This is a genomic window from Prochlorococcus sp. MIT 0604 (genome assembly GCF_000757845.1).
Taxonomy (GTDB): domain Bacteria; phylum Cyanobacteriota; class Cyanobacteriia; order PCC-6307; family Cyanobiaceae; genus Prochlorococcus_A.
The window spans coordinates 116,809-129,201 of record NZ_CP007753.1 but is presented as its reverse complement, the minus strand read 5'-3'; the positions used below and the strand labels follow the sequence as shown (position 1 = coordinate 129,201).

At 30.6% G+C, this 12,393-nt stretch carries 11 protein-coding genes; 8 read left to right on the top strand and 3 right to left on the bottom strand.

The annotated features are described in order from the left end of the window. Positions 1-9 precede the first annotated feature (9 nt). The 4 genes from EW14_RS00615 to EW14_RS00600 all read left to right on the top strand — a co-directional run bounded on the left by EW14_RS00615 (position 10) and on the right by EW14_RS00600 (position 3,203). Entirely contained in the window at positions 10-936 is a 927-nt protein-coding gene (locus EW14_RS00615; RefSeq protein ID WP_042849594.1) for a 6-carboxytetrahydropterin synthase, read from the top strand. Beyond that, entirely contained in the window at positions 933-1,583 is a 651-nt protein-coding gene (locus EW14_RS00610; RefSeq protein WP_042849592.1) for a dihydrofolate reductase family protein, read from the top strand. The genes EW14_RS00615 and EW14_RS00610 overlap by 4 nt, the downstream gene beginning before the upstream one ends. Before the next feature lie 17 nt (positions 1,584-1,600). Beyond that, positions 1,601-2,755: a GNAT family N-acetyltransferase gene (locus tag EW14_RS00605; protein ID WP_042849591.1), complete on the top strand. Its 1,155-nt coding sequence runs from the start codon at positions 1,601-1,603 to the stop codon at positions 2,753-2,755. Between the two features lie 61 nt (positions 2,756-2,816). Continuing rightward, positions 2,817-3,203, top strand: a complete 387-nt coding sequence (locus EW14_RS00600) for a DUF4346 domain-containing protein (RefSeq protein ID WP_042849590.1) — start codon at positions 2,817-2,819, stop codon at positions 3,201-3,203. A 535-nt stretch (positions 3,204-3,738) separates the two neighbouring features. On the opposite strand, the gene rimO is transcribed toward EW14_RS00600, so the two are convergent. Further along, positions 3,739-5,094: a 30S ribosomal protein S12 methylthiotransferase RimO gene (rimO, locus tag EW14_RS00590; RefSeq protein WP_042849589.1), complete on the bottom strand. Its 1,356-nt coding sequence runs from the start codon at positions 5,092-5,094 to the stop codon at positions 3,739-3,741. Between the two features lie 105 nt (positions 5,095-5,199). Here rimO and EW14_RS00585 point away from each other — a divergent pair, with 105 nt between their 5' ends. After that, on the top strand, positions 5,200-6,135 hold the full coding sequence (locus EW14_RS00585; protein WP_042849588.1) for a vitamin K epoxide reductase family protein: 936 nt from the start codon (positions 5,200-5,202) through the stop codon (positions 6,133-6,135). Here EW14_RS00585 and nadB read toward each other — a convergent pair. Continuing rightward, a complete protein-coding gene (nadB, locus tag EW14_RS00580; protein WP_042849587.1) occupies positions 6,125-7,792 on the bottom strand; it encodes an L-aspartate oxidase in 1,668 nt (555 codons plus the stop codon). The two genes, EW14_RS00585 and nadB, sit on opposite strands and share 11 nt — an antisense overlap. Next, positions 7,792-8,559, bottom strand: coding sequence for a DUF3120 domain-containing protein (locus tag EW14_RS00575; protein ID WP_042849586.1), 768 nt, complete (start codon positions 8,557-8,559; stop codon positions 7,792-7,794). The genes nadB and EW14_RS00575 overlap by 1 nt, the downstream gene beginning before the upstream one ends. A gap of 178 nt (positions 8,560-8,737) precedes the next feature. Here EW14_RS00575 and EW14_RS00570 point away from each other — a divergent pair, with 178 nt between their 5' ends. The 3 genes from EW14_RS00570 to EW14_RS00560 are packed head-to-tail and all read left to right on the top strand — an operon-like array spanning position 8,738 to position 12,373. After that, positions 8,738-10,117: a TIGR03279 family radical SAM protein gene (locus tag EW14_RS00570; protein ID WP_042849585.1), complete on the top strand. Its 1,380-nt coding sequence runs from the start codon at positions 8,738-8,740 to the stop codon at positions 10,115-10,117. A gap of 25 nt (positions 10,118-10,142) precedes the next feature. Beyond that, entirely contained in the window at positions 10,143-11,570 is a 1,428-nt protein-coding gene (locus tag EW14_RS00565) for a TolC family protein (protein ID WP_042849584.1), read from the top strand. Positions 11,571-11,572: 2 nt separating this feature from the next. After that, a complete protein-coding gene (locus EW14_RS00560) occupies positions 11,573-12,373 on the top strand; it encodes an inositol monophosphatase family protein (protein WP_042849583.1) in 801 nt (266 codons plus the stop codon). The last annotated feature ends 20 nt before the right edge of the window (positions 12,374-12,393 follow it).

The window sequence follows — 12,393 nt, the reverse complement described above, 5'->3', positions numbered from 1 at the left end:
CAGACAGGTATGACTTCTACACAATCCAAACCATTACATGGAAAAGGACGTGAATGCGTCATAACTCGACGTGCCTGCTTTAGTTCTAGTCACCGTTATTGGCTTCCTGAAAAAAGCCCAAAAGAAAATTTATCTCTTTTTGGAAAGTGCAGTATTGCACCAGGTCATGGTCATAATTATGAACTTATTGTTTCAATGGGTGGAGAACTAGACTCTGATGGAATGGTGCTTAATCTCTCTGATGTAAAACACTCTATTAAAGATAAGGTTACTGGACAATTAGATTTTCGTTTTTTAAATGATGTCTGGCCTGAATTTAATGTTAATAATCAAGAGGGTATACTTCCCACAACTGAAGCATTGGTAAAGGTCATTTGGAGTCGTCTAAAGGATGATTTACCTCTTACAAGTCTAAGACTTTATGAAAACCCAAATTTATGGGCAGATTATTTTGGAAAAAACATGGAAGCATTTTTAACAGTACAAACTCATTTTGCAGCCGCTCATAGACTTGCAAAAGAAGAGATATCCTTTGATGAAAATAAAAAAATCTATGGAAAATGTGCCAGAGTCAATGGACATGGTCATAACTATCTTGTCGATATAACTGTAAAAGGAGACATTGATAAAAGAACAGGAATGGTTTGCGACTTATCTGCCCTCCAAGAGATAATTAACGATTTAGTTGTTGAACAACTAGATCATACTTTTCTTAATAAAGACATCGAATTTTTCCATAATTGTGTTCCAACTGCTGAAAATATAGCTTTATATATTTCTGATATTCTTAAAAAACCAATACATCAACTTGGTGCAACATTACACAAAATAAGACTCCAGGAGAGCCCAAATAATGCTGCAGAAATTTATGTTGATCAAAAGTTAACCAATTCATTGAAGTTGAAATTTGAAAATAGTTTAGTCACGCAAACTTGAGTATCCCAAGAGTAATAATTGTTATAGCATCAAGTCTTGATGGGAGAATTGCATTTCCTGGAGGTGGAGAATCTCATCTTGGAAGCGATGAAGATAAAAAAATATTAAATCAAAACTTATCAATGGTTGACGCCACCATTTTTGGTTTAGGTACTTTAATAGCTCATCAATCAACTTACCTAGTTAAAAATGTCATTGATAATGACGAAGTAAATATATCAAAAAGCCAACCAATTTCTATAGTTGCATCAAATAGCAAAAAATTTAATAGTAATTGGAAATACTTTCGTCAACCAATTAGAAGATGGCTAATAAGCTCAAGTAAAGTTGATAATTCGTCGAATAATCAATTCGAAAAAGAACTCTTTTTCGAAGATTCATGGAAAAAAACTTTAATTTCACTCAAAAAACAAGGGATAAATGATTTAGCTCTTTTAGGAGGTGCAAAACTTATAAATTCATTTATAAAAGAGGATCTTATAACAGATATAAAAATTACAATAATTCCACGAATTATTGGAGGGAGATATACATGGATCCCTCTAGAACAAACGAATGCTATTTTTAATCTCGAAAGACTATGGGAAATAAAATCAATGAAAAATTTAATGAATAATGAAATCCATATTCATTACAAAAAAATTTAAAATATATTCAATAATAAATGAACCAAACAATACATAAAGTTGAAGTCAAATTGTCAATTAAGGAAATCTCCAAGGAGATATGGAATGAATTAGCAAATGAAATTAATAATCCATTTTATGAATGGACTTGGATTAAAAACCTTGAGATATCAAAAAGTGTTTCAAGAGAAACTGGCTGGCAACCACTATATTTTGTTGCGTCTAAAAATGAAGAGATATTAGGAATTGCCCCACTTTTTTTAAAAAATCATAGCTATGGAGAATTCATTTTTGACCAATCATTTGCAAGATTGGCACAAGAGCTGAATTTAAATTATTACCCTAAATTAATTGGAATGAGTCCTTATAGTCCTGTAAATGGATATCAATTTCTTTATAAAAAAAATAAAGACAAGAAAGAAATTACAAATTTACTTATAAACCATATCGAAAGCTTTGCGATTACAAATAAAATTCTAAGTTGTAATTTTTTATATATTGATGAAAGCTGGGGCAACCATCTTAAATCTTTGGGATACTATGAATGGATAAATTCTAGCAGTGAATGGAGGAGTAATGGAGAAAAAACATTTGATGATTTTCTTTCTAGATTTAACTCTAATCAGAGAAAAAATATAAAAAAAGAGAGGAAATCAATTACTAAACAAGATATTAAAGTAGAAATTTTTAATGATGATAATATCAACCAAGAAATCCTCAAAAAAATGCATAATTTTTATGAACAGCATTGTTCAAGGTGGGGAGTTTGGGGAAGTAAATATCTAACATCTACATTTTTCGAAACACTGGTTGATAATAAAAAAAATCTTTTACTTTTTAGTGCATCAAAACATGATTCAAATGAAATTTTTGCTATGTCTATGTGCGTTAAAAATCAAAGTAACTTATGGGGTAGATATTGGGGTAGTCAAGAAGAAATATCTAATTTACATTTTGAATTATGCTATTACCAGCCAATTGAATGGGCAATAAAAAATAGTATCCATTTGTTTGATCCTGGAGCAGGTGGTAAACATAAAAGACGAAGAGGTTTTTTTGCAAAAAGCACCGTTAGCATGCATAAGTGGTTTGACAAAAATATGGAAAATATAATTAGTCCTTGGCTAAATGAAGTGAATAAACAAACCGAGATAGAGATTGTTTTTGAAAATAAATCTATACCCTTTAAATAAAAAATTATTCGGCTTTAACAATGATTATATTAGTAATATAGTTTTCCATTAACTTCTCAGAATGAAATCTAGTAAAAGTTTAGATGAAAAAATTAAGATTGATAATAATCTATCCAACCGATATATAGACTTAGATCCAAACGGATATTTTATTATCAAAGTAGATTTAGAAGAAAATAAAATAATTTTAGAGCACTTTCTAAATAATATTAATGATGACGGATATGCGCTTGACCCAGAAACAAATGAACCAATTAAATGCGACTCTCAAAATAAAAGAGTTAGCAATGAAGTTTTTAAAGGTATTAGTGCGAAACAACTTGGAATATTGATCACTGAAGAAAGAAATGACTTAATAACCAGATTCGATCATGCTCTATATTTAGGCCGGGAACTGCAAAAAGCAGAAGAATGTTTATACAAAAAATTACCATATATCCAAGATTAAGAAATTAAACGAAAAAATCTAATCTTTTCATCTGATGTTAAATTAAATAAAAGTAAAAAAATTAATGAACATCATTTTCTATTTTGCATTTATTGGTTTTGGGTTTGGAGCTGCTTTCGCATTAGATAAGCTCTTAAGAGCGGTTAAATTAATTTAAAAAACTATAAAATTTTAATAGTCTCCTCATACAAATCATATTTATTAGTATCACAATATAAATATAGAAGTTGCAATGCTTTTTAAGATTTAAATATAAATTTACTAAACGGATTTTGAGAAAACAATAATTATTTGTTTTTTTATTTCACGGTATATATTTATAAATCAAAAGTTTTTAGTTAGCTAGTAGTGGGCGTAGTAGGCGTTTTATTTAAAACTCTCCAGTACATTGAAAACTATTAGAATCAAAAATAATGACATCCGCACGGATGTATATTATCGATCCTATAAATTTATCTAATCTGCTTACGGATCGCTAGTTTTAATTGTAAATAAGCCAGTTATAGATTTATTTCTAAAATGTATCTAGGCTAAATTATACTATTTCGCCGTATAAATCATATTCATCCGCAAAGGAAATATTTGCTTCAACAAATTTACCAATATAATTTTTCAAATCAATTTTATCCTTAACAGATAAAATTACTGTTCCGTCAATTTCAGGGGCAAAATTATAGGACCGACCTATTAATTCGTTATTATCTGATATTTTTTCTACCAAAATCTTCATTTTTGAACCAACATATGACTGATTTTTATCTTTGGAGATATTTTGTTGAACTGAAATAACGTTATCTTTTCTTGCCTCTGCAACCTCGAGGGAAACTTTATTTGGCAAATGAAAAGCTGCAGTTCCTTCCTCAGGAGAAAAAATAAACACTCCCACATGATCAAATTTGTGCCTATCCAAAAAATCGAGAAGATGTTCAAAATGTTCTTTCTTTTCTCCAGGGAAACCAACAATGAGACTAGTTCTTAATACAGCAGATGGAATTTCTTCTCTAATTTTCTCCAAAATTGATTCATTCAGAGAAGCCTGCCAAGGTCTATTCATACTCTTCAACACATCTGGATGACTATGCTGAAGTGGTAAATCAAAGTAAGGCACAATATTCTTTGAATCTTTAAAAGCTCTAATAACTTCATTAGTTAAACCCGTTGGATAAGCATAATGTATCCTTATCCAAGGAATTGGAACTTTAGAAAGCTCATTCAAAAGTTTGGCTAATGATGGTTTTCCATAAATATCTTGACCATAATTAGTTGTTATTTGACTAATTAATATAATTTCTTGAATACCCTGTTTTGCAAGACTTTTTGCTTCTGAAACTATAGATTCTATTGTTCTACTTCTTTGCGGACCTCTCAACTTAGGAATAATACAAAAAGCGCAATTATAGTTGCAGCCTTCGGCAATACGAAGATAAGCAACAAATTTGTTTTTATCTACAAAACGAGGTATTTCCTCATCTGCAATGAATTCCGGTATTTTTGAAACTTCATTAACGATTTCACCTTTTTTAACTCTGTCTAAAACCTTTGCTATCTTTTGATAATCTCCTGTTCCAACCAAAGCTTTTATTTCAGGTATTTCTTTTAGAAGTTCATCTTTAAAATGCTGAGCCATACAGCCTGCAACTATTACTTCCTTTCCTTGATTGGTATATTCTAGAATTTTTCTAATAGATTCTTCTCTAGCTGTTTCAATAAAACTGCAAGTATTTACAACAACAACATTTGCATCATTTATATTGCTGTCAACTTCATAACCCTCATTATCTAATAAGCCTTGCATATGTTCAGTATCAACAAGATTTTTCTCGCAACCAACATGACTAAATGCAATCTTAGGTAGTTTTTTTTCTTTTACTTTGAGAGTATTTTGTTTCACAATTTGAAAAATAAGAATTAAAAGATTTACACAGCATTTCGTATATAACTCTCATGCCAAGATAATATTAGGATAGATAATGTAAATAACAAACTTTCATTTTGTATGGCCCTTAAGACTTTAAACAGAAGAAATAAAAAAGATTTGAAATGGCCAAAAATCATAATCGCAATTCTTAGCACTATAGGCATAGTTGACACAGGTTCGATTACTTTAAAAAACTTGGGATTATTTACTTCACTTTCATGCCCAGGGATAAAAAATGGTTGTGAAACAGTTTTAAATAGTCCTTGGGGTACTTTATTTGAAAATAATCAAGTTAATATACCTCTATCATTAGCTGGATTTATAACATATTTATCAATATTAGGTATCACACTAATACTTTCGCTTAATTTAATTTCCCCAAAAGAAAAACTAAATAAGTTTTTATGGTGGTTAGTATTTCTAATTTCTTGTGCGTCATCAACATTTAGCTTTTTATTGATTAACATAATGTTTTTTAAGATTCAAGCATATTGTTTTTTTTGTATACTTTCAGCAATTTTATCGTTTTCTATCTTTATAATTTCTATGATTGGAGCAAAGTTCGAAAGTAGAGAAACTATGATTTTTAGAGGTTTCATTGTAGCCATTAGTGTCCTGCTGGGGGGGCTAATTTGGTCAACAAACGTTGACCCCTCTAATGCTATTGATGTTGCAAATCCCACTGATAATGTATCGCCAATAATTACCACTTCAAGCTCTCCCCAGAAGGTAAAGTTTGCAAAATTTTTAAATGAAAACAATATTGTTATGTATAGTGCATACTGGTGCCCGCATTGCCACGATCAAAAACAATTATTTGGTAAGGAAGCAGTTAAAGAATTAAAAATAGTTGAGTGTGCTAAAGATGGTAAAGATAATGAGTATGAGCTATGCCAAAATAAAGGAATCAGTGGATTTCCTTCTTGGGAAATAAATGGAGAAATTATTAGTGGTACGCGTGACTTAAATGAGTTAGCAACAAAAACCGACTATCAGGGAGATCTTAATTTTTAATAAATCTTTTTTGAATTTTTTGATCTAACTGTTGTCTAGTATGGCATTCCCAATTTTTATCTTTATCAGGAAAATCATCTCTATAATGCCCTCCTCTACTTTCTTCTCTAAATAAACAAGCTTTTAATAAAGTTATGGTGGTTATTTGTCTATTCTTTAAATCAAGTAAAAGATTTAATGCTCTTCTATTACGTTCACTGAGTTTTATTTTTTGATCAAATTTTATTTTTTCAAGACTATTTAGTAAATCATTTTTATTTAATTTATCTACATCATTTTGAATGTAATTTAAAAATTTACTCATATTTACCTTATTTCGAGATACACCTAAATTTAACCAACATAGTTTTCTTAGTTCATCAATTTTTTCAGCAATTATAGAAATTTGATCTTCTTTAGGATCTTCAATATCAAACTCTTGAAATGATCTATCAAATTTTTCAAAGTTAGAAAGGTCATTTAAAACAATTGAAGACATTTTTCTTGCGAAAACAAGACACTCCATCAGTGAATTACTTGCCAGTCTATTAGCACCATGCACACCTGTAGAAGCAACTTCTCCAACGGCATATAATCCTTTTCTTGTTGAAGATGCATTTAAATCAGTTTTAACACCTCCCATCCAATAATGAGCTGCAGGAGCTACGGGGATAACCTCATTTAAAGGGTTAACGCCATAATCCTGACATCGACTTAATATCGTGGGGAAGCGCTCTACAATTTTTTCTGGGTCAATATACCGAAGATCTAAGCCAACATGGTCTACATTATTATCATGCATATTTTTCATAATTGCTCTACTTACCTGATCTCTAGTAGCTAGATCACGATTTTCAAGATTTTTAACTGGACTTTCACCATTTTTATCAACTAAGATCGCTCCTTCCCCTCTAAGTGCCTCAGATATTAAGAAGCAAGGTGCACCATAAAATTTTAAAGCTGTTGGATGAAATTGCACGAACTCTAAATCTTCGATAGCAGCTCCTGCTTTCCATGCAAGAGCAATCCCTTCACCAGAGGATTGAGCAGGATTAGTTGTATTTGTAAATAAGTGCCCACCCCCACCTGTAGCCAAAACTACAGCTCTAGATTTAATCCAATATAAATTTGCTCCATCAAGAACCTGAACTCCTCTACATTCTTTATTTTGAATGAGAAGTTCAGTTACTCTTACACCCCTGCAGTGAAGAATATTTTTTTGATTCTCAATATGATCTTCTAGAACTTCAACTAATGCTCGTCCAGTACGATCTTTAACATGTAAGACTCTTCTTCGTGAATGGGCTGCTTCCAAGGTAGTAGCTAGTTGATCAGAACTTTGATCAAAAATCATCCCTAAATTCTGCAACCTTTCTACACAACCTGGAGCTTCTTTAACTAGCATTTCTACAGCCTGAAAATCACATAGTCCATCACCTGCTTTTAAAGTATCCTCAGCATGCAGATCAAATGAATCATCTTGTCTAACAACAGATGCAATTCCACCTTGAGCCCATCTACTGGAAGATACCTTACTAGTATTTCTATTTAAAAGAAGCACTTTTAAATTTGAGGGCAATTCAAGACAAGTCATAAGGCCAGCAGCTCCAGCACCTATAACGATTACATCCCAATTATTTATAGGTATCGGTTCTTGCGAAAATGGAGGTCTTAACATTAAACCAATCCACTTAGAGTTGGTTGCAGAATTGCTAAAAGAATAAAAATACCATCAACAATTAATGTAGTTTGAATTACGTAACCAGAAACTAAGAGTGCTTTACCACTAGTAGTATTAATTGTGCCAGAATCTAAAATTTCTTTTGAAATAAACCAAAGTATAAGAGCAACAAAAATGATAATAGATAATGATTTTATTTGAATAAGACTCTCTGAAGTTTTTTGAAGAATCATGGGTGCATTTTCAGAATCTGCTGTAATTACCTGCTTCCATTGATCCATGATTCCGATCAAAAATATTGTAATGTCGGTAACTGCAGTTCCAAATAAAGAAGAGATATAAAAACTTGAACCTATTTTCCAATTAGTACCTAATCCAATTAAAGCTAATGGGAGGACTACAGCTTCAACAGGTATGTGTAGGATAGGAAATGGGCTTAACCATCCCCAGAACAAACATCCACCAAGCCAACTACCTGATATTCCAAGTAATAATGAACTGACAATAAACCACTTATTTGATCCTTTCTGATTCAAAACAATTGCCACTAAGACAATAACAAAAGTAAAACAAAGAGCACTTATTGGTTCTAATCTAACCCAAGGGGCTTGAACAAAAATAGGTAAAATTACAAAAAAAGAAGACCACAATCTTAAAGATATAGGATTTGAGAAAAAACTATTTTCGTATGAATCAACTGTCTTATGGGATTCATAGTTGAATTTATCTTTTACTTCTAAATTTTTTGTAATTAATTCTTTCAATGAAAAATTTTATTTTAATTAATCTAAATCGTGTTTTAGAAAACTGCGAATGCCATATTTTAATAAATCAAAGGGCCATAATTTCACACCTATATTTAGTTTTTTAAAAGAATTTAATACACTTTGAGTCATATATAAGTTTAGAATAAATATAAATAAGAGTATTTGGCCTTAAATTGTGTGGCAAGAAATTAATTACACGGAAGATCTCACTGATCTTTTGGTTCCTAATATTACTTATAAAATAAACCCCGCAGAAATTGAAAGTGTTGAAGCTAATTCTATTGCTGAAGAAATAGGATTTGAATCCGGTGATTCAATTATTAGCATTAATGGGAAAAAACCAAGAGATTTAATTGATTATCAGATTCTGATTAGTGAAGAAATTTTAGACATATCAGTTTTAGATAAAAATCATGAGATTCACAATATAAATATTGAAAAAGATCAAGACGTTAATTTAGGTATAAATTTTAAAGATGCATTATTTGATTCAATAAAGCAATGCAATAATAGATGTCCATTTTGTTTTATTGATCAACAGCCGAGTGGTAAAAGAAAAAGCCTTTATATAAAAGATGATGATTATAGATTAAGTTTCCTATATGGCTCTTATTTAACTCTTACGAATTTAAAAAAAGAAGACTGGGAAAGAATTGCTATGCAAAAACTATCCCCACTTTTTATTTCAGTTCATGCTACTGATCCCGATACAAGAGAAAAATTATTAAAAAATAAAAAAGCAGGAGTGATACTTGATCAAATTTCGTGGTTTGAAAAAAACTCTATTCAAATACATGCTCAAATTGTTGTTTGTCCAGATATAAATGATGGGAATATTCTTGAGAAATCAATTTTGGAACTTGCTGAATTCTATAAAAAAACCTCTCAAACAGTACTTTCAGTCGCAATAGTTCCTGTAGGACTTACAAAATTTAGACCTGAAAATGATGGATTGCGATCAATAAGCCCAGAATACGCAAAAAAAACTATTAAACAAGTAGAGAGAATTCAAGCCTCTCTACAAAATACTCTTGGAACTCGTTTTTGTTGGCTAGCAGACGAATGGTATTTAATTGCTGGTACAAATTTGCCTAGTTACAAAACCTACGAAAATATGCCACAAGAATCTAATGGAGTTGGGACTATTAGAAACTTTCTAGAAGTATTAAGAGAGAAGACTCAAAACCTACCCCAAAAAGTAAAAAAGCCAAAAAAAGTTAGTTGGATTGTTGGTAAGTTAGTTTATGAAGCCCTAATTCCTACAGTTAAGAAATTAAACTTAATTAATGGATTAACAATTAATTTATATGGTTTGCCAAGTATTTATTGGGGTCAAGATCAAGTTGTTACAGGCCTTCTTACTGGAGAAGATCTAATTTACGGGCTGAAAAATAAGGATTTAGGAGAAGCTGTTTACATACCATCTATTATGTTAAAAATTAATACTGATTTATTTTTAGATGATAAAAATATTCAAGAAGTTGAGAATCAAATAAATACTAAAATTCACGTTCTTGATGATTCAAATGATATTATTAATACTTTGATTGGCTAATCGAATATTTTCGAAACTATAAAACATGCTTAGAAGAGTAATAAATCCTTTCTTATTTTTACCGCTTACTCTTAGTATGAATACCTTTAATGTTCTATCGAGCGAAACAAAAAATAACATTGATAATGTTTTAGAAGAAAAATCAAATATTACTTTTGTTGATTATCAAGAAATAGAAAACCTTGTATTAAATAATCAAGAATTAAAATCATTACAAAACCTAGTAGCCTCTGCAAGCTTTAATCTTTCCAGTCAAATTGCCAAAAGATACCCATCCTTGGATTTTCAAGTCAATGGGTTACCAAAATATGTCGCAGGTAAAAAGTACAATAGCAATTCGCCTACTTTAAAAACATCACAATTTACGGCTAATCCCTCCCTGAATATTAAATGGGATGTAATTGCCCCGCTAAGAGGATCTGAAATTAAAATTGCCAAAACAAATTACAAAATTGCAGAAAATAATTATGAGATTAAGAAAAAAGATTTAATTCAAGAAGCAAGAATCAGATATCACAAATACAAAAAGTCATATCAAGATATTCAAAATAAAAAATTCACACTTGATTTATCAATTACAAGTTTAGAAAATGCTAAAGCGAAGCTAGATGCAGGAATTGGTACAAAATTTGAAGTTCTTGAAGCAGAAGCTCAATTATCTCGAGATCAACAATCACTTAATGAAAAGAAAATAGAACATGAAATTAATAAAATTTCTCTTAAAGAGATTCTTAATGTTAAGGAAGATTTCGAAACTAATAAAGAGCAAAATCTTATAGGGTTTTGGAATCATAAATTGAATAAGAATATTAATGAGGGTTTGGATAAAAATCTTTCCTTACAAAACCTTATTCTTCAAAAATCAAGCAAAAAGAGCCAAGCAGAGAGATTTTTAGCTCAAAATAAGCCAAATATCTATATCAGTAATTCATTATCTAGTACATTTTCAAAGGGTGACTCTCTAGCAACTAATATCGACTCTGAAAAATCTGGATCTAATTATACGAATACCATAAGTCTAAATTTTGCATGGAGTATTTTTGATGGCGGACAAAATAAAAACTCCTATAAATCAAAAATTGCAGATGCAGAATCCGAAAAATATGCCTATGAAAATCTAAAAAATGTTTTAACCACAAGTATTAGTAAAGCCTATTTAAATCTTAAATTAAATGAAGAAAAAATAATCTCTTCTCTTAAAGAAATTGAATCTAGCATAGAGTCTGTAAGGCTTTCCAGGCTTAGATATGATGTCGGAATATCAACTCTAAAAGATGTTCTTGTTAGGCAAAGTGAATTAAGTAATGCAAAATCAAAAAATATTAATGCAATATATAATTACAATCTGAATATAGATGAATTAGAAAGATTAACTTTCCTTGATAAAAGTAAAAATTGTTTGAGTAGTAATAATACTAGAATTAAGGATAAAAACTCTATTTGCAATATATAAAGATGAATCCAGCAAATTTAACTAATAAGCAACTACGTGAATTATATTCCTTATTTGAATTGGTTAGTCAACGTCAAACAAAAGATTTTGGAAATATTAGCGCCAGCAATAAAGCAGATGGATCATTATTAACAAGTTGTGATTTATGGAGTGACAAAACAATCGTAGATGGCTTAGCTTCAATAGCTCCAGGTGAAGGCGTCCTTAGTGAAGAAGGGCAAAAGTTAATTCCAAATTCAAAAGCTTATTGGGTGGTCGATCCACTCGATGGGACAACAAATTTTGCTGCCGGTATTCCTTACTGGTCTATATCTGTAGCAAGGTTCGTTGATGGTAAACCACAATCTTCTTTTTTAATAATTCCTACATTGAAAAAAAAGTTTTTATCCATTAAAGGGAAAGGGGTTTGGTTAAATAACAAGAAAATTGATCCTAGCCAAAATAATCGTCAAAGTGAATGCATTTCTTTGTGTAGTAGATCAATAAAAATTTTACAAAAAAAACCAAACTCAGTATTTCCTGGCAAAATCAGACTCTTAGGTGTATCGAGTTTAAATCTTACGAGTGTAGCGATGGGACAAACTTTCGGAGCAATAGAATCAACGCCTAAGATATGGGATATTGCAGCCGCCTGGCTGTTATTAGAAGAACTCAATTGTTCTATAGAGTGGTTAGAAACGGATCCTTTAAATTTAGTTTCAGGAGAAGACTTGAGCGATGTTAATTTTCCGTTAATCGCTTGTAGATCTATTGAAAAATTTGAAATTTTAAAGCCATGGGGCAATTTATTATTAGCAAAATAGTTGCATCATAAATAAAAAAT

Coding starts and splice junctions, on each gene's coding strand:
- EW14_RS00615 (WP_042849594.1), top strand. CDS start 10: ATGACTTCTACACAATCCAAACCATTACATGGAAAAGGACGTGAATGC.
- EW14_RS00605 (WP_042849591.1), top strand. CDS start 1,601: ATGAACCAAACAATACATAAAGTTGAAGTCAAATTGTCAATTAAGGAA.
- EW14_RS00600 (WP_042849590.1), top strand. CDS start 2,817: ATGAAATCTAGTAAAAGTTTAGATGAAAAAATTAAGATTGATAATAAT.
- EW14_RS00585 (WP_042849588.1), top strand. CDS start 5,200: ATGGCCCTTAAGACTTTAAACAGAAGAAATAAAAAAGATTTGAAATGG.
- nadB (WP_042849587.1), bottom strand. CDS start 7,792: ATGTTAAGACCTCCATTTTCGCAAGAACCGATACCTATAAATAATTGG.
- EW14_RS00565 (WP_042849584.1), top strand. CDS start 10,143: ATGCTTAGAAGAGTAATAAATCCTTTCTTATTTTTACCGCTTACTCTT.
- EW14_RS00560 (WP_042849583.1), top strand. CDS start 11,573: ATGAATCCAGCAAATTTAACTAATAAGCAACTACGTGAATTATATTCC.